Origin of the sequence: Pseudoclavibacter sp. CFCC 13796, assembly GCF_008831185.1 — a bacterium.
Taxonomy (GTDB): Bacteria; Actinomycetota; Actinomycetes; order Actinomycetales; family Microbacteriaceae; genus Pseudoclavibacter_A.
The window spans coordinates 168,385-190,315 of sequence record NZ_WBKD01000002.1; the positions used below are offsets into that span (position 1 = coordinate 168,385).

The 21,931-nt window shown below is 66.7% G+C and carries 16 protein-coding genes and 1 pseudogene; 9 read left to right on the plus strand and 8 right to left on the minus strand.

Going from position 1 to position 21,931, the window contains the following annotated elements:
- The first annotated feature begins 316 nt into the window (after positions 1–316).
- From F8O07_RS09745 to F8O07_RS09775, 7 genes and pseudogenes are all read left to right on the plus strand, one after another.
- Positions 317–1,357 (plus strand): YihY/virulence factor BrkB family protein, encoded by a 1,041-nt coding sequence (locus tag F8O07_RS09745; RefSeq protein WP_158032007.1) that lies wholly within the window; start codon positions 317–319, stop codon positions 1,355–1,357.
- Between the two features lie 75 nt (positions 1,358–1,432).
- Complete coding sequence (locus F8O07_RS09750) at positions 1,433–2,419, plus strand: exodeoxyribonuclease III (protein WP_158032008.1); 987 nt, start codon at positions 1,433–1,435, stop codon at positions 2,417–2,419.
- A gap of 57 nt (positions 2,420–2,476) precedes the next feature.
- Complete coding sequence (gene trpS, locus F8O07_RS09755; protein WP_158032009.1) at positions 2,477–3,478, plus strand: tryptophan--tRNA ligase; 1,002 nt, start codon at positions 2,477–2,479, stop codon at positions 3,476–3,478.
- Between the two features lie 177 nt (positions 3,479–3,655).
- Positions 3,656–4,744: a bifunctional diaminohydroxyphosphoribosylaminopyrimidine deaminase/5-amino-6-(5-phosphoribosylamino)uracil reductase RibD gene (ribD, locus tag F8O07_RS09760; protein ID WP_158032010.1), complete on the plus strand. Its 1,089-nt coding sequence runs from the start codon at positions 3,656–3,658 to the stop codon at positions 4,742–4,744.
- A gap of 10 nt (positions 4,745–4,754) precedes the next feature.
- Positions 4,755–5,345, plus strand: a pseudogene (gene ribA / locus F8O07_RS09765) (GTP cyclohydrolase II); the annotation flags it as partial.
- A 223-nt stretch (positions 5,346–5,568) separates the two neighbouring features.
- Complete coding sequence (locus F8O07_RS09770; RefSeq protein ID WP_158032012.1) at positions 5,569–7,014, plus strand: MFS transporter; 1,446 nt, start codon at positions 5,569–5,571, stop codon at positions 7,012–7,014.
- Positions 7,015–7,208: 194 nt separating this feature from the next.
- The gene (locus F8O07_RS09775) at positions 7,209–9,197 is read left to right on the plus strand and encodes an ABC transporter ATP-binding protein (RefSeq protein WP_158032013.1); all 1,989 of its coding nucleotides are present in this window, start codon (positions 7,209–7,211) and stop codon (positions 9,195–9,197) included.
- Between the two features lie 177 nt (positions 9,198–9,374).
- Here F8O07_RS09775 and F8O07_RS09780 read toward each other — a convergent pair whose 3' ends face one another.
- On the minus strand, positions 9,375–10,259 hold the full coding sequence (locus F8O07_RS09780) for a bifunctional methylenetetrahydrofolate dehydrogenase/methenyltetrahydrofolate cyclohydrolase (protein ID WP_158032014.1): 885 nt from the start codon (positions 10,257–10,259) through the stop codon (positions 9,375–9,377).
- 4 nt (positions 10,260–10,263) lie between these two features.
- Entirely contained in the window at positions 10,264–11,544 is a 1,281-nt protein-coding gene (gene glyA, locus F8O07_RS09785) for a serine hydroxymethyltransferase (protein WP_158032015.1), read from the minus strand.
- 283 nt (positions 11,545–11,827) lie between these two features.
- Here glyA and purU point away from each other — a divergent pair, with 283 nt between their 5' ends.
- A complete protein-coding gene (gene purU, locus F8O07_RS09790; protein ID WP_225733273.1) occupies positions 11,828–12,700 on the plus strand; it encodes a formyltetrahydrofolate deformylase in 873 nt (290 codons plus the stop codon).
- A 30-nt stretch (positions 12,701–12,730) separates the two neighbouring features.
- On the opposite strand, the gene F8O07_RS09795 is transcribed toward purU, so the two are convergent.
- Positions 12,731–13,252, minus strand: coding sequence for a hypothetical protein (locus F8O07_RS09795; protein WP_158032017.1), 522 nt, complete (start codon positions 13,250–13,252; stop codon positions 12,731–12,733).
- 145 nt (positions 13,253–13,397) lie between these two features.
- Between F8O07_RS09795 and F8O07_RS09800 the strand changes: the two genes are divergently transcribed.
- Positions 13,398–14,696 (plus strand): MFS transporter, encoded by a 1,299-nt coding sequence (locus F8O07_RS09800; RefSeq protein ID WP_225733274.1) that lies wholly within the window; start codon positions 13,398–13,400, stop codon positions 14,694–14,696.
- Here F8O07_RS09800 and F8O07_RS09805 read toward each other — a convergent pair.
- The 5 genes from F8O07_RS09805 to F8O07_RS09825 form a co-directional block, all read right to left on the minus strand.
- A complete protein-coding gene (locus F8O07_RS09805) occupies positions 14,665–16,512 on the minus strand; it encodes an ABC transporter ATP-binding protein (RefSeq protein ID WP_158032018.1) in 1,848 nt (615 codons plus the stop codon). The two genes, F8O07_RS09800 and F8O07_RS09805, sit on opposite strands and share 32 nt — an antisense overlap.
- Positions 16,509–18,317 (minus strand): ABC transporter ATP-binding protein, encoded by a 1,809-nt coding sequence (locus F8O07_RS09810; RefSeq protein ID WP_158032019.1) that lies wholly within the window; start codon positions 18,315–18,317, stop codon positions 16,509–16,511. The genes F8O07_RS09805 and F8O07_RS09810 overlap by 4 nt, the downstream gene beginning before the upstream one ends.
- 129 nt (positions 18,318–18,446) lie before the next feature.
- Complete coding sequence (gene purH, locus F8O07_RS09815; protein WP_158032020.1) at positions 18,447–20,039, minus strand: bifunctional phosphoribosylaminoimidazolecarboxamide formyltransferase/IMP cyclohydrolase; 1,593 nt, start codon at positions 20,037–20,039, stop codon at positions 18,447–18,449.
- A 13-nt stretch (positions 20,040–20,052) separates the two neighbouring features.
- On the minus strand, positions 20,053–20,682 hold the full coding sequence (gene purN, locus F8O07_RS09820; RefSeq protein ID WP_158032021.1) for a phosphoribosylglycinamide formyltransferase: 630 nt from the start codon (positions 20,680–20,682) through the stop codon (positions 20,053–20,055).
- A gap of 9 nt (positions 20,683–20,691) precedes the next feature.
- Positions 20,692–21,927 carry a DUF6350 family protein gene (locus F8O07_RS09825; RefSeq protein WP_158032022.1) on the minus strand — a complete coding sequence of 412 codons (1,236 nt, stop codon included), beginning with the start codon at positions 21,925–21,927 and terminating at the stop codon, positions 20,692–20,694.
- Positions 21,928–21,931 lie beyond the last annotated feature (4 nt).

The window sequence follows — 21,931 nt, forward strand, 5'->3', positions numbered from 1 at the left end:
CTTGTGGCCTTCCCCGCCCCGCCCCGGGCCCGTTTTGCCCCCCCCCCCCCCGCCCCCCCCCCCCCCCCCCCCCCCCCCCCCCCCCCCCCCGACACGCTTCTCACCCCCTCATCCCCCGACACACCACTTCTGCGCCTCGAGTCGGCGCAAATGACGCCCAGAGACATCCAGACATGCCAAGTTCCATGTTTCGAAGCGTCCAGGTGACATCTGCCATGACTCGATCCTGGAGAGCAGCATGTGCCGTGGCATGGATCGGCCCAGAGCGTCGGCCCCGCGCCACCTGCCCCGCGCTGCCTGCCGATACCATTGACCCATGAGCGCCCAACAGAAACCGGTCAGCACGGTCCAAGGTCTCATCGCGTGGGCGATGCAGACCAGACCGGCACGTGTGATGGCGCACTACACCTCGCGCGGCGGCCCTGTCCTTGCCGGCGGTATGAGCTACAGCTCGCTGTTCGCCGCGTTCGCCGGCGTCTGGACGCTTTTCAGCGTCATCGGCCTTTTCATCGCTCGCTCCGAGACCGTCTGGAACGCTCTCGTCGACTACCTGGCCAAGTCAGTGCCCGGTCTCATCGACACCGGCGAGGGCGGCGCCATCAGCCCAGAGACGCTGCAGGGCGTGCCTTCCACACTGTCCTGGACCGGCGCCGTCGCCCTCGTCTCGCTGATTTTCACCCTCTTCGGCTGGCTCGGCGCCGTACGCACAGGCGTGCGCGCCCAGTTCGGCCGCTCGCCTCTGCCCCAGCAGCCGGTCGTGGCACAACTGCGCGATCTGGGCCTGCTGGTCGGGTTCGGCCTGCTCGTCATCATCTCGGCTCTCGCCTCCACCGTCAGTTCGGGTCTCGGCCGCCGCATCTCCGCTCTGCTCGGCTTCGGCGAACAGAGCATGCTCTCATGGCTGCTGGTCACCATCGGCTCACTGCTGCTCTCTCTGGTGCTGGACGCCATCATCCTCATCGTGATCATGCGCGTGCTCGCACAGGTGATCATCCCCGTGCGGCGCATGCTGCCGGTGGTCATCTGGGGCGCGGTTGCGACCACCCTGCTGAAGGCCGTCGGCGGGTCGCTCATCGGCGGCGGGTCGAACCCGTTGCTCGCCGGCTTTCTGACCATCGTCGGCCTGCTGCTCTGGTTCAACCTGCTCAGTCAGACCGTGCTCATCGCGGCCGCCTGGCTGGCCGTCGTCGCCTCAGACCACGAGGTCAACGAGCGGCATGACGGCGACCTCGATTTCTGGGGCGCAAGCCGTCTGCAGGATGCCGTGCGCGGCCCGAACGCCGTGGAGAGTCCGCTGCCGGTCGAGGTGCCTGACTCCGCCATCAAGACCGACGAGCCCGATACCGAAGCCCGGTGACGCGCACACTGATCCCTCTGCGAAGTCGCCGTGCGCTGCCGAGGCAGGTCAGAGGCATCGCCTAGAATCGGCGTCATGAGCAAGAAGCAGCCTGCACTATCCCCCGCCCTGCACGAGACGATCATCGCTCCGCCTCCGGTCGACGAGCAGCCGAAGCCCAAACCGGGCATCAACACGCAGGCGGCACGCACCCGTGCATCCGCTGAGACGCCGAAGCCCGCTGGTGCGCTGCGCGTCGCAACCGTCAACGTGAACGGCATCCGCGCGGCGTTCCGCAAGGGCATCGAATCGTGGATCGAAGCGGCTCAGCCCGACGTCATCGCGCTGCAAGAGGTGAGAGCGTCCGGTGACCAGCTGCGCGAGCTGTTGCCGGGCTGGCACATCGCCGACGACGTGTGCTCGCAGAAGGGTCGCGCCGGCGTCGCCGTCGTGTCACGACTGCCGCTCGGTGAGACGCGCACTCAGATCGGCGACGACGACTTCGATACCTCGGGACGCTGGCTCGAGGTCGACCTCGACGTCGACGGCACACCGCTCACGCTGGTGAGCGTCTATGCGCATTCGGGCGAGGTCGACACCCCGAAGCAGGTCGAGAAGTATCGCATGCTCGAGGCGATGAGCGAACGGCTTGCGGCACTGCCGAAAGAGCATGAGCGAGCCGTCTTCATGGGCGATCTCAATGTGTGTCACGAGCAGATCGACATTCGCAACTGGCGGTCGAACCTCAAGCGTGCGGGGTTCCTGCCCAAAGAGCGCGCCTACTTCGACCAGTTCTTCGGCCGACCCGACGAGCGGTATCAGCGGCTCGACGGCACCGATCTGGGCGAGGGGCTCGGCTGGATCGACCTCGGTCGGTCAGCCGCTGGTGATCAGCCCGGCCCATACACGTGGTGGTCATGGCGTGGACAGGCCTTCGACAACGACGCCGGCTGGCGCATCGACTATCAGGCGACGACACCTCAGATGGCGACGGCGGCAAGACACTACTTCGTCGATCGCCCGGCGACGTACGACCAGCGCTTCACCGATCACTCGCCGGTCGTGGTCGACTACCAGCTCTGAGCGGGCACTGTACGAGCTCGAAGCTGCCTTCGGATTCTCGGGGCTACACTGGGAGTCATGGTGAAACGCATCTTCTCGGGCATGCAGCCCTCCAGCGACTCTCTACATCTCGGCAATTATGTGGGAGCCCTGCGCAATTGGGTGAGCCTGCAGAACGACTACGACACCATCTACTGCGTCGTCGATCAGCACGCGATCACCGTCGACCAGGATCCTGAGCAGCTGCGCCGCAACACTCGGGGCACGGCGGCTCAGTACATCGCCGCAGGCATCGACCCTGAGCGCTCGACGCTCTTCGTGCAGTCTCACGTGCCCGAGCACGCCCAGCTCAGCTGGGTGCTCGCGTGCATCACCGGCTTCGGCGAGGCCAGCCGCATGACCCAGTTCAAAGACAAGTCGGCGAAACAGGGCTCTGACCACACGTCGGTCGGTCTGTTCACCTACCCGGTGCTGATGGCGGCTGACATCCTGCTCTACAACGCGGACCTGGTGCCGGTCGGCATCGATCAGAAGCAACACCTCGAGCTCACGCGCACGCTCGGGCAGCGCTTCAACTCGCGCTTCGGCGACACGTTCACGCTGCCTGAGGGGTACATCCCAGACGAGACGGCGAAGGTCTTCGACCTGCAGAACCCCTCGGCGAAGATGTCGAAGTCGGCGGCCAGCGACGCCGGGCTGATCCGTCTGCTCGACGATCCGAAGAAGACCGCCAAGAAGATCCGCTCGGCGGTGACCGACGACGGCCGTGAGATTCGCTTCGACCGCGAGCACAAGCCCGGTGTCTCGAACCTGCTCGCGATCAACTCCGTCTTCACCGGCTCGTCGATTCCCGAACTCGAAGAGCAGTACGCAGGACGCGGCTATGGCGATCTCAAGAAGGACCTGGCCGACATCGTCGTCGAGGCGCTGTCGCCGATCCGCACTCGTGCGCTCGAACTGCTCGACGACCCAGCCGAGCTCGATCGCCTCCTCGCCATCGGCGCCGAGCGCGCAGGCGAGATCGCCTCGAAGACCCTTGCCGAGGTCTACGACCGCATCGGGTTCGTGGCCGCCAGCTGAGACGCACGCCTGGTGTCACTTGGCCGTTCGGCCTCCTGATGCACCCGACGATTTCGGCGCGCAAGCGCCCGCAGCAGACCGAAGAGCGTGGGCAGACCGCGCTTCTGACGTGACGCACACGACCGCAGGCCAGACGGAATGGACTGCACATCGTCGTCGTTGCAGATGAGGATGACCATGCCTGAACCGCTGCCCGCCGAACGCGCGGCAATGCGCCGTGCGCTCGAGCTCGCGCAGCGCGGCCCACTGGCCGGCGGCAACCCGCGTGTGGGCTGTGTGCTGCTGGCGGCCGACGGCACCACTCTCGCCGAGGGCTGGCACCATGGCGCAGGCACACCGCACGCCGAGGTCGATGCGCTGGCGCAGGTGGCCGCACAGCAGGCTTGCGGCGCGACGGCCGTCGTCTCTCTCGAACCCTGCAACCACATCGGACGCACCGGCCCCTGCGCCCAGGCGCTCATCGATGCGGGTGTCGGGCGCGTGGTCTATGCCGTGGACGACCCCGGTGACGCCTCAGCGCACGGCGCCGAGCGCCTGGTCGCTCATGGCATCGAGGTGGTCTCAGGCGTGCTGCACGACGAGGCAGAGCAGGTCAATCACGACTGGTTCGTCGCGATGCGCCGTCGCCGCCCCTGGGTCATCGTGAAGCTCGCCATGTCGCTCGACGGCCGGGCCGCCGCAGCCGACGGCTCGTCACAGTGGATCACCTCGCCCGAGTCTCGTGACCATGCGCACGCGGTGCGCGGCGAGGTCGACGGCATCATCGTCGGCGCCGGTACGGTGGCCGCCGACGATCCGACCCTCACGGCGCGCTTCGCCGACGGCTCGCTGCGCCCGCACCAGCCGGTTCCCGTCGTGCTGGGCACCGAGCCGGGCTCGGACCTCGGCGCAAAGCTGCGGGTCGCCCATGAACGTGTGGTGGATGTTCCGCTCGACCTGCGAGTCCTGCGCGAGCAGCCGGGTGCTCGCGTGCGTTCCGAGCTGATCGAGATGTTGGGCGGGCTGTTCGACGGCGACGACGCCATGCGCCGCGTGATCGTCGAAGGCGGGCCCACCACAGCATCCCTGTTTCTGCGCGCCGGGCTGGTCGACGAGCTACACGTCTACAGTGCCCCCGTGCTGATCGGCGGACCCAAGCTCGCCGTGCAGCAGATCGATGTGCGCAGCATCGGCGACGCGCTGCGTCTCACCGATGTCACCACGACGCAGCTGGGTTGCGACATACTGTGGCGTGCGAGAATAGAAGGCGATGGTTCACTTGGTTAGCAGTTCAGATCGCGTCGAGTTCGTAGTCGAAACCCGCATTCCCACTGACTACGGGATCTTTCGCGTGCGCGGATATCGTGACCTCGTGACCGGGGCAGACCATCTCGCCGTCATCTCTGAGCACCCGCTCGACGGCGAGCCGCTGGTGCGCGTGCACTCCGAGTGCCTCACCGGCGAGGTGCTGGGTTCGCAGAAGTGCGAGTGCGGCCCGCAGCTGCACGCGGCGCTGCGCATGATCGACGCCCGAGGCGGCGTGGTGATCTACCTGCGCGGACACGAGGGCCGCGGCATCGGTCTGCTCGAAAAGCTGCGCGCCTACCGGCTGCAAGAGCAGGGTCTCGACACCGTCGACGCGAACCGCGCACTCGGCCACGCCGACGACGAACGAGAGTACGGCGCGGCAGTGGCGATCCTCGGTGACCTGGGCATCGACCACGTGCGGCTACTGACGAACAACCCGCTCAAACGCACCGATCTCGAGCAGCATGGCATCACGGTCACCGACCAGGTGCCGCTGGTGGTCGGTGAGACCGAGTTCAATCAGGGGTATCTCGAAACGAAGCGCGACCGCATGGGACACATCCTGCCGGCTGATCTCTGAGCGCCGCATGGCGTCCTCGCACTGTGATCTTCTTGTCAATCTCGTAACCAGGACGTAATATAGTGCAGCGCGCCACAAGCGCTGCACACGCGTATGCGATCATCATCGTTCCCGCGTTCATCTCGCGCCCCAACATGGGTGTTCACATCAGCGTCCATGGCCTGACCACGCACCGGTAGGCCGCACGACGCGACCACTCATTCTCATTGGGAGCTTCTTCACGATGTCTACAGAAACAGCGACGGCCACCGTCGACGCCAGTCAGCAGAACAAGCCGGCGAATCCACCCTCACGCGTGGTGCTCGCCAGCCTCATCGGCACCACGATCGAGTTCTACGACTTCTATGTCTACGCAACCGCGGCGGTGCTGGTCTTCCCAGCCCTCTTCTTTCCCGCGGGCAACGACACCGTCGCCCTGCTCGCCTCGTTCGCGGTCTTCGGCGCGGCCATGATCGCACGCCCCATCGGGGCGCTCGTCTTCGGCCACCTCGGAGACAAAGTCGGTCGCAAGACCACGCTGATCTGGAGCCTGCTCACCATGGGCATCGCGACGTTCCTGATCGGCCTGCTGCCCACGTATCACGACATCGGCATCACCGCCGCCGTGCTGCTGCTCATCCTGCGTCTGGCACAGGGGTTCGCGCTGGGAGGCGAGTGGTCGGGTGCGGCGCTGGTCGCCACCGAGAACGCTCCCAAGGGCAAGCGCGCCTGGTTCGGCACCTTCCCGCAGGTCGGCGCGCCGATCGGCTTCATCATCGCCAATGGCCTGTTCCTCGCGATCAACGCCCTGCTTCCGCATGAGAGCGGCGACACCTCGCTGCAGTCCGCCGCGTTCCAGGCCTGGGGCTGGCGCATTCCCTTCCTGTTCAGCGCGCTGATGGTGCTCGTCGGCCTGTGGGTGCGCATGCACTTGGTCGAGTCTGACAGCTTCGCCAAGGCGAAGAAACAGGGCAAGGTCAAGAAACTGCCGCTGGGCGAAGTGCTGCGCAATAACTGGTGGCAGCTGATCTTGGGCACCTTCGCGATGCTCGCCACATACGTGCTCTTCTACCTGATGACCGCGTTCACACTGTCGTACGGCACCAAGCCCGCCAGCGCAGAGGCAGCGGCGAAGGCGGCCGAGAAGGCCGGCAAGCCGTTCGACCCGTCGAGCTTCTACCCGGGGCTGGGCTTCTCATACAACAACTTCGTCATGATGATGATCATCGGCGTGATCTTCTTCGGCGTCTTCACCCTGCTGTCGGGTCCGATCGCCGACCGCGTCGGCCGTCGTAAACTGCTGATCTGGGTGACCGGCGGCATCGTGATCTTCGGTCTGCTGTTCCAGCTGTTCCTGCTGCCCAGCGCCGACCCGAAGTTCACCGGAGCGCTTGCACAGGGCTTCCTGATCATCGGCTTCACCCTGATGGGCATCACGTTCGGCCCGATGGGTGCGTTCCTGCCCGAGCTGTACCCCACCGAGACGCGCTACACGGGCTCGGCGATCGCCTACAACATCAGCTCGATCCTCGGTGCCGCTGTGGCTCCGATCATCGCCGTGTGGCTGTGGGCCGAGGGCAACGGCAACCCGGTGTGGGTCGGTGTCTATCTGTCACTGAGCGCCGTGCTGACGTTCGTCGCACTGCTCTTCAGCCCTGAGACGAAGGATCTCGACCTCGACGAGATCTGATCTCGGCATTCAGACCGCGTGGCAGATCGAAGGATGCGCCACACGCCCAGGGGCCTCGGACGCTGCATCCGAGGCCCCTGCTCTGTCTGGAGCCTGAGCATGGGAGGGCAGGGCATCGATCTCACCGCAGCGTCACGAGAAGAGTCATGCCCGGTCAGCGGGTGGCTATAGCATGGAGCAGTCGAAGGAGCAGCATGTCCGCCAACGCCTCATCGCATCCGCAGCACTCTGACCCCGCCATCTCGGTTCAGCAGGGTGCGGCGTCCCCCGCAGCGCAGCATCCGCAGCAGACTCTCGGGCACGTGACCCACCCGTCGTCCGACCATGCCGCCCGAACGGAGCAGCCGAGACGTCGGGGGCCGTTCGGCCGCGCACGATCCGATGAGCCTCGGGCCCGATTCTCACAGCTCTGGCCGTATCTCATCGAGCGCAAAGGCATTCTGATCACCGCCGCGGTGCTCTCCGTCGTCGGAGCCCTGCTCACGCTGTGCCAGCCCCTGCTGCTCAATGTGCTCATCACCCGGGTGCAGAACGGCGAGGTGCTCGGTTCTCTCGTCTGGCTCGTCGTGGCACTCTTGATCGCGGCCGGCGTCATCACGGGTGTGCAGTACTACGTGCTGAGTCGCACGGGCGAGGGCGTCGTGCTCTCGAGCCGGCAGCGGCTGGTGCACAAGATTCTGCGGCTGCCGATCAGTGAGATCGATCAGCGTCGCACCGGAGACCTCGTGAGCCGGGTCAGTTCGGACACCACTCTGCTGCGGGCCGTGCTCACCCAAGGGCTGGTCGATGCGGTCGGCGGCGTCTTCATTCTCGTCGGTGCGATCGTCGGCATGCTCGTGCTCGATCCGCTGCTCTTCGCGCTCACCGCCCTGGTGCTCGTCGTGGCGATCGTCGCCGTCTCTCTCGTCGCACGCCAGGTGCAGTCGGCGACGCGCGAGGCGCAGAAGAGCGTGGGCGCCCTCACCGCAGCTGTCGAACGGTCGGTTCGTGCGGTGCGCACCATCCGCGCGAACGGAGCGACCGCCCGTGAGACCGCCGGCATCCTCACTGACGCGCACCAGGCCTACGATCGCGGCCTGCGCATCGCGCGCCTGTCGGCGCTGGTCGGGCCCACGGTGCAGGTGGCCCTCCAGGCAGCAGTGATCGTTGTGCTGGGCGTCGGCGGTCTGCGAGTGGCAGCAGGGGTGATCACCATCGCGCAGCTGGTCAGCTTCGTGATCTTCCTGTTCATGATGGTCATGCCTCTGGCAAGTGCTGCAGGCGCCTTCACCTCGGTGCAGAGCGCGCTGGGTGCGCTGGCCCGCATTCAAGAGGTGCTCGATCTGCCCGACGAAGATGCCCACGATCGCGTGCGCCCAGGCTCACGTGAGCTGTCGTCTGACGGCGCCCAGCCCACTGACACGACTGCGACTGCTGCCCACACGTCCTCAGTCTCAGCAGCAGTGCCCACGGGCGCGGCAATCGCGCTCGACCAGGTGACGTTCCGTTACCCGTCGAGTGCCGAAGACGTGCTGCAGAGCCTCTCGTTCTCGGTGGCCCCGGGTACCAAGACCGCACTGGTCGGCCCCTCAGGAGCCGGCAAGTCGACTGTGCTCGGTCTGCTCGAGCGCTTCTACGATGTGCAGAGCGGAACGGTGCAGGTCGACGGTGTCGATGTGCGCAGCTGGGATCGCGACCTGCTGCGCGCCCAGTTCGGCTACGTCGAGCAGGACTCCCCCGTGCTGGCGGGGTCTCTCGGCGACAACCTGCGGCTGGCAGCGCCCGATGCCACAGACGAGGAGTGTCTGACCGTGCTGCGCGAGGTGAATCTCGAGCATCTCGTCTCCCGCGACGATGCCGGGCTCGACGCCTCTGTCGGAGAAGGCGGTTCGCTGCTCTCGGGGGGCGAGCGTCAGCGCCTGGCACTGGCGCGCGTGCTGCTGGCCGGGCCGCCGATCCTGCTGCTCGACGAACTCACGTCGAGTCTCGACGGCCTGAACGAAGAGCTGCTCAAACAGGCCATCGCGCATGTGGCCGCAGAGCGCACTCTCGTCGTGATCGCACACCGTCTGTCGACTGTGATCGACTCCGACCAGATCGTGGTCATGCAGAACGGCAAGGCCGTCGCCACAGGCACTCACGAGCAGCTGCTCGCCATGAGCCCCCTGTATCGAGAGCTCGCAGAGCAGCAGCTGTTGGCCTGAGCCGCTCGGCCTCGTCTGCTCTTGGCAGACGGCCCAGGCTCCTGTTCCGGTCACGCAAGACAGAACGACCGCAGGCTCTCTGTCTCAGAGAGGCCTGCGGTCGTTCACTGCCTGCCCGCTCAGCACGCTGAACGAACAGGCCGGCAGATTACCTGCCGAGCCGGGCTCGGTGATCGGCTACTTCGCGAGACGCTGCTCGGCCAGTCGAACCACATTGACCAGCAGCTCAGCGCGGGTCATCGGCCCGACCCCGCCTGGGTTCGGCGTCAGCCAGCCGGCGACCTCGGCGACGTCCGGGTGCACGTCGCCGACGGGGCGTCCCTTGCCGGTCTCGGGGTCGACCACACGGCTGACGCCCACGTCGATGACCGCGGCACCCGGCTTCACCCAGTCGGGCTGCACGAAGTGCTGCCTGCCCAGTGCCGCCACCACGACATCCGCCTGGCGCACCTCGTCGGCCAGGTTCGGCGTGTGCGAATGCAGCGTCGTCACGGTCGCATCGACGCCGCGACGCCCGAGGAGCAGACCCAAGGGGCGCCCCACCGTCACGCCACGGCCGATGATGGCCACCTTGCGGCCCTCAAGCGGCACCTCATAGCGGCGCAGCAGTTCGAGGATGCCCGCAGGCGTGCACGGGAGCGGCGTCGAGATCTCGCCTCCGACGTTGAGCACCAAGCGCCCGAGGTTGGTCGGGTGCAGCCCGTCGGCGTCTTTCTCCGGGTCGATCAGCTCCAGCGCGGCCAGCTCGTCAAGCCCTTTCGGCAGCGGCAGCTGCACGATGTAGCCGGTGACCTCGTCCGAGCTGTTCAGCCGCTCGATCGCTGCGTGCACCTCGGCAGCGGTCGCGGTGGCTGGCAGGTCTTCTCTGACGGATGCGATGCCCACTTCGGCGCAGTCACGGTGTTTGCCCGCCACGTAGATCTGCGAGCCGGCGTCTTCTCCCACCAGCAGCGTGCCGAGGCCGGGTGTCACGCCGTGCTGGCGAAGGGCGTCGACTCGCTCGGCGAGCTCGGCTTTGATGGCTTTCGCTGTCGCTTTGCCGTCGATCTTGATCGCGGTCATGCGATCACCACTGCTCGAGGCCGGGGTACAGCGGGAAGTCGTCGGCGAGCTTGGCGACGCGGGCCTTCAGCGCCTCGACGTCGGGCGTCGGCTTGAGCGCCTCGGCGATGACGTCGGCGACCTCGGTGAACTCGGAGGCGCCGAACCCGCGGGTGGCGAGTGCCGGCGTGCCGATGCGCAGACCGCTGGTGACGCGCGGCGGGCGCGGATCGAACGGCACGGCGTTGCGGTTGACCGTGATGCCGACCTCGTGCAGGATGTCTTCGGCCTGCTGGCCGTCGAGCTGCGAGGTGCGCAGGTCGGCGAGCACCAAGTGCACGTCGGTTCCGCCGGTGAGCACGTCGATGCCGTTCGCCTTGGCGTCAGGTGCGGTCAGGCGCTCGGCGATGATCTGGGCACCCTCGAGTGTGCGCTCCTGACGCGCTTTGAACTCATCGGTCGCGGCGATCTTGAACGCGACCGCTTTGGCGGCGACCACGTGCATGAGCGGCCCGCCCTGCTGACCGGGGAACACGGCCGAGTCGATCTTCTTGGCGAACTCCTGCTTCGAGAAGATCGTGCCTGAGCGCGGCCCGCCGAGAGTTTTGTGCACGGTCGTCGACGTGACGTCTGCGATCGGCACCGGGTTCGGATGCAGTCCTGCGGCGACGAGACCGGCGAAGTGCGCCATGTCGACCCAAAGACGTGCGCCCACCTCGTCGGCGATCTCGCGGAACGCCTGGAAATCGACGATGCGCGGGTAGGCCGACCATCCAGCGATGATCACGCTGGGCTTCTCAGCGAGCGCGATCTCACGGACTTTGTCCATGTCGATGCGGAAGGTCTCAGGATCGACGCCATAGGCGCGGGCGTTGTAGAACTTGCCCGAGAAGTTGATCTTCATGCCGTGGCTGAGGTGCCCGCCATGGGCAAGCTCGAGACCGAGAATCGTGTCGCCGGGCTTGGCGAGCGCGTGCAGCACTGCGGCGTTGGCCTGTGCGCCCGAGTGCGGCTGCACGTTGACATGGTCGCCGCCGAACACCGCGAGCGCACGCTGCTGAGCGAGCGTCTCAGCCACATCGACGAACTCGCAGCCGCCGTAATAACGGCGTCCGGGGTAGCCCTCGGCGTACTTGTTCGTCAGCACCGACCCCTGCGCCTCGAGAACGGCACGTGGCACGAAGTTCTCTGAGGCGATCATCTCGAGGGTGTTGCGCTGACGATTGAGCTCGTTTTCGAGCACCTGAGCGATCTCAGGATCGAGCTGCTCGATCGGGGTGTTGAGCGTGGGGTTTGTTCCAGTCACGCGGATCTCCTTGTCATGGTTGCAAACTGCGGTTGCGTGTCAAGCAGACTGTCGAGGCCCAGGCGTGCGGCCCAATCCGTGTGTCGCTCCCCGATGGTGTCCATCTCATTTCGCAGTCCGCCACAGAATGCTCATCGGACAGATCACCCGCCTGATTCGCATTCGGCAGCAGACTGCAAAAACGCCAGTCGCGACAGCGTCCATTCTATACAGGGATCTCTCCCCTGCAGCTGTCGACTACGATTGGTCTCTGTCGTCAAGCATCGAGCGGAGATCTTTCATCGTGACCCAGCACACAGACAGCACCCCGAACAACGACTGGATCATCACCATCACGTGTGACGATCAGCCGGGACTGGTCCACGCCATCACGGGCGGCATCGTCGACGCTCACGGCAACATCGAAGAGTCGCAGCAGTTCCACAGCACCGACACGGGTCGCTTCTTCATGCGGCTGCGCATCAGCACGCCGGCGAGCGAGCACCAGCTGCGCGCCGCGCTGACTCCGGTCGTGGAGCAGTATCATCTGGATCTGACGCTGCGCGAGTCGGACCGCCCGACCAAGACGCTCGTGCTCGTATCGAAGGCCGCGCACTGCCTGCAGGATTTGCTCTTTCGACAGAACTCGGGCCAGGCCAACATCGAGATTCCCCGTGTGTTCGGCAACCACCCCGATCTGGCCGATCTCGCCGGGTTCTATGGGGTGCCGTTCACCTCGCTGCCGATCAAAAGCGCTGAAGACAAGCATGCGTTCGAACAGCGCATCATGAAGTACGTCGAAGAGAACGACATCGAGCTGGTCGTTCTCGCCCGCTACATGCAGATCCTCTCGCCAGAGCTCTGCGACTTTCTCTCAGGGCGTGCGATCAACATCCATCATTCGTTCCTGCCCGGGTTCAAGGGTGCGAATCCGTATCTGCAGGCCCACCAGCGCGGCGTGAAGCTGATCGGCGCCACCGCGCACTTCGTGACCGCTGACCTCGACGAGGGCCCGATCATCGAGCAGAACGTGGTGCGCGTCGATCATTCGAAATCGCCCGCCCAGCTGCGGGCGATCGGCCAAGACGTCGAGAGCCGCACACTGCGGCAGGCAGTGACCTGGTTCGCCGAGCGGCGCATCCTGCGCGACGGCCAGCGCACCATCATCTTTCAGTGACCAAGTACGCAGACGGCATGACCTCGTTGGTCAGCCGCGCTCGTTGAGACGCACGTAGTTGCTGAAGATCGTTCGAGCGACCACCAGCACGGCGGCTGCGGTCAGCAGGCTGCCGATGATGCTGGCAAGCAGCAGGTAGACGCCGAAGAGCATACCGCCGGTCGTGTTCGCTCCGGTGAACGAGGCAGCGATCGACGAACTCGTCTTGAACAGCTGAATCGAGTAGATGATGCCCAGCACGATGGTGTTCGCCGCAGCTGCCAGCGCCGAGATCAGCACGATGAGGTAGCCTCCGCGCGCCTTGCGGCCGGCCGCCGAGTTGCCGAAGTCGAGATTGAACATATCGCCCATCGCCGAGCCACCCGGACGCTGCTGCGGCATCTGCTGCCCGTAGCCAGGCTGCTGAGGAGGCTGCAGACCGCCGAACTGTGGCTGCGCGGGCTGGCCGCCGAGCTGGGGCTGCGCGCCGAAGCCTGCAGGAGGAGCCGGCGGCGCGGGAGGGGTGCTGCCCGGGTGGTTCGAGCCAGGAGGCGGCGGAGGCAGAGTGGACATGGCAGGGATCCTTTCATCGGCACGATCGAGGGATCACAAGACGACTCCCCCGGTCGGAATGCTAGCAGGCGCATGGTCTACGCTGGTGACCGTGCCGGCTGCGCTCACCGGCCGCTCCCGGCATCCGAAGGAGGCGACGTCACCCGTGTCCGATCGCTCGCACGCGCAGTCTGCCGCCGACGACCAGCCGTGGTCAGGTCATGAGCCCGGTTCACGTGCCTACCGCCGCATTCTGCTCGGTCTCTTCTGCGCCGGCGTTGCGACCTTCGCCCAGCTCTATTCGTTTCAGGCGATCCTGCCCGAGGTGAGTCACGCCCTCGGCACAGACGAGGCGAGCACTGCTCTGACCGTCTCGGCGGTCACCCTGGGCATCGCGATCAGCGTCATCCCGTGGTCGTCGTTCGCCGACCACATCGGCCGTGTGCCGGCCATGGTCTGCTCGATCAGCGCCGCATCCGTGCTCGCCCTGAGCGCGATCGCCTTCGACTCGATCGGCCCGATCGTCGTGTTCCGGCTGCTTGAAGGCTGTGCGTTGGGCGGGGTGCCTGCCATCGCGATCGCCTACCTGAACGAAGAAGTCTCGCGCCGAGCCGCTGCAAAGGCCAGCGCGATCTACGTCGCCGGCACGTCGATCGGCGGGCTCTCGGGCCGCATCATCTCGGGCCCGGTCACCGAGCTCACCGGCAGCTGGAAGCTCGGCGTGCTCGCCGTCGTCTTGGTGTGCGTAACTGCCGCGATCGTGTTCGTGTCGGTCATTCCCCGCTCCCGCGGCTTCGTACCGCTGCGGCGACGCCCGACGAACCTGCTGCCCGATGCAAGGGTCTTCGTCCAAGTAAGACGCCACCTGCGCAACCCGCGAACGCTCGTGCTCTTTCTCAACGGCTTTCTGCTGATGGGTTCGTTCGTCGCCGTGTACAACTACCTGGGGTTCCGCCTCACCCAGCCTCCCTACGACCTGCCTCAGACTATCGTCAGCCTGCTCTTTCTCGCCTACTTGGTCGGCACGCTCTCGTCGTCGATGGCCGGCTCGTTCGTCGGCCGCTGGGGGCGGCACCATGTGCTCGCCGCGTCGACCGCGATGATGCTCGCCGGGGCCCTGATCACTCTGTTCTCGAGCATCTGGGCGATTCTCGCCGGACTGCTCCTGTTCACCGCCGGGTTCTTCGCCGCTCACGCGATCGCCTCCGGCTGGGTTGGCGCGATCGCGCTGCAGGGGCGTGCGCAGGCAGGCTCGCTCTACAACCTCTTCTATTACGCCGGGTCGAGTCTGCTCGGCTGGTTCGCAGGCCTGGCCCTGCGATGGATGTGGTGGCCGGGAGTCGCACTGGTCGCGGCGGCTGCGCTGGGCATCGCGCTGATCGTCTCGTACCGCGTGCTCGGGCGCGATGCGACCCGGAACGACGGCCCAAGTGCTACTGCAGTGACTCCTGCCAGCGACGATTGAGATCGGCGTAGGCACCGCCCGCTGCGATCAGACGGCCAGGTGCGTCGTCTTCGATGATGGCGCCGTGGTCGAGCACGATCACCCGGTCGGCGTCTCGAACGGTCGACAGCCGGTGCGCGATGATCACCGCCGTGCGGTCGGCGAGCAGGCGGCGCAGCCCCAGCTGTATCTCGCGCTCGCCCGGGATGTCGAGCGAGCTGGTCGCTTCGTCGAGCACCAGCACGCGCGGGTCGGCGATCAGGGCGCGAGCGAACGAGACCAGCTGCTGCTGTCCCGCTGACAGTCGAATGCCGCGATGACTGATCGGGGTGTCGTACCCCTCAGGCAGCGCACGGATGAAGGCATCGGCGCCCACGGCATCCGCCGCCGCCGCGATCTGCTCGCGGCTGGCACCAGGCCGCCCCAGCGCGATGTTCGAGGCGATCGTGCCGCTGAACAGAAAGGCCTCCTGCGTCACCATCACCACATCACGACGCAGCTGGGCATCAGGGATCTCGCGCAGGTCGTGCCCGTCGAGGCGCACGATGCCCGCACTGGGATCGTAGAACCGGGCGAGCAGCTTAACGATGGTCGATTTTCCGGCACCGGTCGCGCCGACGAGGGCGACGGTCTGCCCTGCGGGGATGTGCAGGTCGAGCCCGGAGAGCACCGGTTCGGTCGCACCGCGCCTCGGCCCGAGACCCGTGTACGCGAACGTCACGTCATCGAAGTCGATGCGCCCCTGCGCCCGGTCTTCGGCGACCAGGCCGGTGGCAGGCCGCACAGCCGGCTGCTCTTCGAGCACTCCCGAGACTTTCTCAAGAGCGGCGGCGGCCGACTGGAAGGTGTTCGCGAACATGCCGATCTCCTCCATCGGCTGGAAGAACTGGGTGAGGTAGAGCACCGACCCGATCAGCACCCCGACGCCGATCGTGCCGTCCATCACGCGCAGCCCGTTAACCGCCACCAGCGCGGCGATCGCGACGTTCGAGATCAGGGCGAGCAGCGTGAAGAAGATGCCCATGGTGGTGATCTGGCGACGGCTCGCCTCTGCGTACTGTGCGCTCAGTCTGCTGTAGCGTGCCGCATCACGCCGCTCTGTGCGGAACGACAGCACCGCTCGGATGCCGTGCAGCACCTCGACGAAGCGCACGATGAGTCGGGCCGAACGCTCGCTCGACTCGCGATACAGCCTGGTCGAGACTCCCTGAAACCAGCGGGTAAGCAGCGCTGCCGGGATCAGCGCGACGACCGCGACCAGACCGCTGATCGGGTCGAGCAGGAAGAGCGCCACCGCGATGAAGAGCATGCGCATCACTGCGGTGACGAGGTCGTTGAGTCCTGAGTCGAGCGCAGTGCGGATGCTGTCGATGTCGTTCGTCTGTCGGCTGATCACACGTCCAGAGGTGTAGCCCTCGTGAAAGCTCACGCCGAGCCGCTGTGTGTGCACGAAGAGGCGGCGTCGCAGACTGAGCAGCACTCCTTGCGTGAGCGACGAAGTCTGCACGACGAAGATGCGCATCAGTCCGGCTTCGCACACCGCCGCGGCCAGGTAGGCGCAGATCACCAGAGTCAGCTCGTCGAGGCTGCCGTCGATGGCGGCGGGCAGGGCGTGATCGAGCGCAGTGGCGATCAGCAGCGGTCCGAGCGAGCCTGCGGCCTGTGCCACGACGACGCACAGCGAGAGCAGGATGGCTCGGCCGCGCACGGGTCGCACGAGTTCTGCGAGCAGACGCAGCGATCGCCGGCGCAGGCGACGTGACTGCTGCGCGTCCACCGCCGTACGGTGCTCGAGCGAGACGCCGAGCGGCGCATTCTGGTCGTCGGCTGCGCTCATGAGGTCACCTCCAACGACATCAGCTGACGGTAGTACGGGTCGCTGCGCAGCAGTTCGTCGTGTCTTCCTGTGGCGACGATTCGCCCGTCGCGCAGCACAGCGACGCGGTCGGCCAGCGCGACGGTCGACGGGCGGTGGGCCACGATCAGCGCGGTGACGCCCTGCAGCACACGGCGCAGGCTGGCCTCCACCAGTGCTTCAGTGTTGACGTCGAGCGCCGAGAGCGGGTCGTCGAGCACGAGGATGCGCGGTTCGGCTGCGATGGCACGCGCCAGTGCCAGCCGCTGACGCTGACCGCCGCTGAGGCTCTGCCCCTCTTCGCCGATGACGGTGTCGACACCGTCGGGCAGATCATAGACGAATCCCGCCTGAGCGATCGCCAGCGCCTCGTCGAGCTGATCGGCATCGGCATCCGGGCACCCCACGAGTACGTTCTCGCGAACCGTGCCCGAGAAGAGCTGCGGGGCTTCGAAGGCCATGCCGAGCTGCCCACGCAGCCGCTGTCTGGTCATGTCGCGCACGTCGACCCCGCCGACGCGCACGGCACCGCCCGTGACGTCCATGAACCGGGGCACCAGCTCGACCATGACCGTCTTGCCCGATCCGGTGGCACCGACCAGAGCCACTGTCTCACCCGGGGCGATCCGAAGATCGACACCGGCAAGCACCTCGCGGTCGCCGTAGCCGACATGCACGTCGTCGAAGAGGAGCTCGCCGATGCGACTCGGGTCGGGGTCGTCCTCGATGGGATCGACCGGGTCGGTGACGTCTGGTGCCGTGTCGAGCACTTCGAAGACCCGCGCGGTGGCAGCAGTGGCGTCCATGACGTCGGCGAAGGCGAAGCCCAACGACCGCACCGGCCAGAGCAGAAAGGCCGCGGTGCCGAAGAACGCCACGACGTCGCCCAGTGAGAGAGCGCCGTCACGCACCAGCCAGACGCCGGCGGCGAGACAGACCGCGAAGGCGAGCTGCGGCAGCAGCGACAGCCACATGCGGATGCCCGACAACGACCGTGCCTTGCCGATCTCGGTGTCGCGCTGCCGACGTGCGGCGTCCATGAACTGGTCGGCGAACTCGCCGCTGCGCCCGAATGCCGTGATGACTCGAATGCCCTGCACGCTCTCTTCGACTTCGGTGGCGAGCGCACCGGCCTGGTCGAGGCCGCGTCGGGTCAGCACCCGATAGCGCAGCTGGAAGCGCAGCGAGAGCCAGGCTGTCGGTATGGCGAACAATGCGAAGATGCCGCCGAGCGGCGGGCTGAGCGCGATGAGGATCACGATGCCGACGACGGCCGTCGTGACGTTGACGACGAGCAGGATCGAACCGAACGACAGCCAGCGTCTGATGCGGCTGAGATCGGTGCTCGCCCGAGAGAGCAGCTGTCCTGACTCCCAGTGATCGTGAAACGATACCGACAGATCGAGCAGATGATCGAAGAGCGATGTGCGCAGCCGGTGCTCGACACCGACCATCGGGCCCATCAGCAGCATGCGTCTGGAGTACCACATGGCGGCCTGCAGCACGCCGAGCGCGAGCACGATGCCGGCAGCCACCCAGACGCCGCGGGAGCTGCCCGAGTCTCGCCCGGCGCTGATCGGCCCGTCGACGAGCGCGCGGATCACCTGTGGGATGGCCAGACCGAGTCCGGTGGCGGCGAAGCCGACGGACAGCCCGGCCACGTAGCGCCAGATCACCGGTTTCAGCGCGGGCAGCAGCCTCAGCAGCGTCGACATGCTGGCCCCCTGCGGCGTCGAACGCACAATGTCGTGCGGCAGGCTGCCGGTTCGGGCGGCGCCACCAGACATGGACGAGCCCTGCTGAGACGCTGATGAGCTCCGCTCGGACGCCGACGAGCCCCGCCCAGACGAAGCCCGGGTGGGCTTGTGTGCTGGGCGGGACTCGGTCACAGGCGTGCAGTCAGATGACGACGATGATCAGTGGAAGAAGTGACGCTCACCGGTGAAGTAGAGCGGAACACCCGCCTGCTTCGCCGCAGCGATGACCTCGTCGTCGCGAATCGAGCCGCCGGGCTCGACGACGGCGCGCACACCGGCTGCGAGCAGCACTTCGAGACCGTCGGCGAACGGGAAGAAGGCGTCTGACGCGGCAACCGAACCTTTGGCCCGATCACCGGCACGGTTCACCGCGAGGTGTGCCGAGTCGACTCGGTTGACCTGGCCCATGCCGACGCCGACCGACGCACCGTCGTGAGCGAGCAGGATGGCGTTCGACTTGACCGATCGCACGGCGGCCCAGGCGAACTCGAGATCGCGACGGGTGGCTTCGTCGACCTCGTCACCGGTGACCAGCTGCCACTTCGAGCTGTCGACATGCCCCGGAAAGTTGTCTGCATCGCTGACCAGCAGGCCGCCAGAGATCTGTTTGAAGATCGTCTCGTCGCGCGAGAAGTCGTCCGGCAGACGAAGCAGGCGAATGTTCTTCTTGGTCTCGAGCAGTTCAAGCGCCGCCGGCTCGAAGTCCGGAGCGACCACGACCTCGGTGAAGATGCCCTTCACCGTCTCGGCCATGGCCAGAGTGATGGTGCGGTTGGCCGCGATCACGCCGCCGTAGGCCGAGAGCGGGTCGCAGGCGTGCGCCTTCTGGTGCGCCTCTTCGATGGTCTCACCGACCGCGATGCCGCAGGGGTTCGCGTGCTTGATGATCGCGACGGCCGGAGCCTCGAAGTCGAATGCAGCGCGCAGCGCGGCATCGGCGTCGACGTAGTTGTTGTAGCTCATCTCTTTGCCGTGCAGCTGCTCGGCCTGAGCGATGCCGTGTCCCAGGGGCTCGCGGTAGAGCGCAGCCTGCTGATGCGGGTTCTCGCCGTAGCGCAGCACGTGGCCGAGCTCGCCGGCCACGCCGACGCTCTCAGGCCAGACGCGACCCTCAGCCTCGGGATGGCTGACCAGGTTGCTCTGGAACCAGTCGGCAACGGCACGATCGTACTCTGCGGTATGGGCGAAGGCCTTCGCGGCCAGATTGCGACGCTGCGCCAGCGAGGTGCCGCCCTGCAGAGACGCAATGATCGCCGAGTAGTCGGCCGGGTCCACGACGATCGCCACATTGGCGTGGTTCTTGGCCGCAGCGCGCACGAGCGTGGGCCCGCCGATGTCGATCTGCTCGACCACGTCGTCGCCCTCTGCGCCCGAGGCGACGGTCTGCACGAACGGGTACAGGTTCACCACGACGAGGTCGAACGGCTCGATGCCGAGCTCGTCGAGCTGCTTCTCGTGGTCGCTCAGGCGCAGGTCGGCGAGGATGCCCGCGTGCACCTTGGGATGCAGAGTCTTGACGCGACCGTCGAGTGACTCGGGAAACCCGGTCAGCTCGCTGACTTCGGTGACCTTGGCACCGGTGGCGGCGACCGCTTTGGCGGTCGATCCGGTCGAGATCACTTCGACGCCTGCCTCGGCCAGCGCACGACCGAGTCGGTCGAGATCGGTCTTGTCCGACACCGAGATCAGCGCGCGCTTGATCGGCACGACATCGCGTTCGCGGTATTCGCCTGCGCTGTGTCCAGCACTCATCAGATTGTCTCCTTCAATCGTGGGTTCGAAGTTGTGAGGTCGGTGGCTGCGTCGCCACGGCGACCGCATCACAGTCGATGTCGCCGTGTGCGATGCGGGTGAGCGTCTGCGCGAGCAGCTGCCGTTCGGCGACCTTGATGCGGTCGTGCAGAGTCGTCTCGTCGTCGCCGGCGACGATCGCCACGCTCTGCTGGGCCAGCACCGGCCCGGTGTCGACCCCGCTGTCGACGAGGTGCACGGTCGCGCCGGTCTCGTCGACCCCGGCGGCGAGCGCATCACGCACGGCGTGAGCGCCGGGAAAGCTCGGCAGCAGCGCGGGATGCGTGTTCACGATGCGGTGCGCCCAGTGGTCGACGAGCTCGGCGGGCAGAATGCGCATCAGTCCCGAGAGCACGATCAGATCGGGCCGGAAGTCGTCTGCTGCAGCCGCAAGGGCGCGCCCCCATGAGCCACGATCGGGATGGTCCCGATAGTCGACCCGAAATGTCGGGATGCCGGCGTCGTCGGCATAGTCGAGCCCGGCGGCAGCTCGGTCGGCTCCGACGGCCACGATCTCGAAGCCGCTGTCAGGCTTGGACTGCGCCGCGATGAGCGCACGAAGGTTGGTTCCCGCTCCCGAGATGAGCACGACGAGTCTGAGCACCTGTCCAGCCTACCGGTTCGCAGTCTCGTCGAGCGCCGGTCGCCTGAGCAGCAGAACTGTGGCTGCGATGAGCGCACCGAGCGCCACGAAGCCGGCCGGAATGATCATGCGCCAGATCGGCACACCGACCTCCTGCAGCCGCCCCGGGCCGAGAGCGCCTGACGCCAGCGCAGCCAGCACCGTCAGCACCAGCCAGGTCGCGACGGCCTGACCGACTGCGCTGGCCGCGACGACAAGCCAGCCGTGCCATCCGCCGACCAGCTCTGCGGCCAGAGGTCGCAGCGCGAACCAGGCCCCGACGAACCCCGCCAGAACCGGCAGCAGCAACAGCACGATCTGCCAAGAGCCACCAGTGGGAATCGCGCCGAGCACCGGAATGGCCGGCATCGGGGCGACCAGGGTGCCGAGCGGTGAGGCCAGCGAGCCCGTGCCCACAGCGATACCAGCACCGCCGACCCAGCCGATCGCCCAGATCACGAGGTTCGGCAGGTAGAGCAGCTGGGTGAGACTCATGATGATCACACCGGTCCATCCGCCGTGCAGCGACTCGTAGACGGCGACGATGCTCATCCAGTTGCCCAGCACCGAGACGGTCAGACCGATCGTCGCGGCGGCGACGAGCGCGACCATCGTGACAGCTGCGCCGCGCAGAGCCGCCCAGACGAACGGCCCGGCGACGACCTCGTCGATGTGCGTCCACGCGCGCAGCCGACTCAGCAGCACGCGCACGCCTGCGCCCGGCCGCGAGTCAGGCGCATGCACCAGAGTGGCCGCAACGAACACGATGAGGTTGAGCAGCCAGGGCAGCAGCAGGGCAGGCAGCAGAGAGACGCGCGCCGACGCGTTCGAGGCCGTGGTCGCCAGCAACCCGACGGCGACGGCCAGAACGAGCGCGTAACCGATCCACACGGTGGGCAGCGGCCCTGCCTGAGCGGTGCGGCTTCCGCTGCGCCAGCTCGCCCACACGGCACCGATGAGCACGCCCAGCGGCATCAGCGTGAACGAATACGAGCCGATGGTGCCGGGTGCGGCGAGCGCGCCTGCGGTCACCTCGCTGGGCACGCCGAAGCCGAGCAGCCACACGCGCACAGCCAGCGACCAGGCACCACCCCAGGAGGTGCGCAGACCGTCGTCGAAGATCCACATGGCGGTGGTGACGACCAGCAGTGGCAGGAACGTGACCAGCAGCAGGGTGAGCGGCTCGACGCTCACCGGGGCGATCTCGCGAAGTCGACGTCTCAGCACCAGA

Bases quoted from the DNA above. Each gene is read 5' to 3' on its own strand.
- F8O07_RS09745 (WP_158032007.1), top strand. From the start codon at position 317: ATGAGCGCCCAACAGAAACCGGTCAGCACGGTCCAAGGTCTCATCGCG.
- F8O07_RS09750 (WP_158032008.1), top strand. From the start codon at position 1,433: ATGAGCAAGAAGCAGCCTGCACTATCCCCCGCCCTGCACGAGACGATC.
- trpS (WP_158032009.1), top strand. From the start codon at position 2,477: ATGGTGAAACGCATCTTCTCGGGCATGCAGCCCTCCAGCGACTCTCTA.
- ribD (WP_158032010.1), top strand. From the start codon at position 3,656: ATGCCTGAACCGCTGCCCGCCGAACGCGCGGCAATGCGCCGTGCGCTC.
- F8O07_RS09770 (WP_158032012.1), top strand. From the start codon at position 5,569: ATGTCTACAGAAACAGCGACGGCCACCGTCGACGCCAGTCAGCAGAAC.
- F8O07_RS09775 (WP_158032013.1), top strand. From the start codon at position 7,209: ATGTCCGCCAACGCCTCATCGCATCCGCAGCACTCTGACCCCGCCATC.
- F8O07_RS09780 (WP_158032014.1), bottom strand. From the start codon at position 10,259: ATGACCGCGATCAAGATCGACGGCAAAGCGACAGCGAAAGCCATCAAA.
- F8O07_RS09795 (WP_158032017.1), bottom strand. From the start codon at position 13,252: ATGTCCACTCTGCCTCCGCCGCCTCCTGGCTCGAACCACCCGGGCAGC.
- F8O07_RS09805 (WP_158032018.1), bottom strand. From the start codon at position 16,512: ATGAGCGCAGCCGACGACCAGAATGCGCCGCTCGGCGTCTCGCTCGAG.
- F8O07_RS09810 (WP_158032019.1), bottom strand. From the start codon at position 18,317: ATGTCTGGTGGCGCCGCCCGAACCGGCAGCCTGCCGCACGACATTGTG.
- purH (WP_158032020.1), bottom strand. From the start codon at position 20,039: ATGAGTGCTGGACACAGCGCAGGCGAATACCGCGAACGCGATGTCGTG.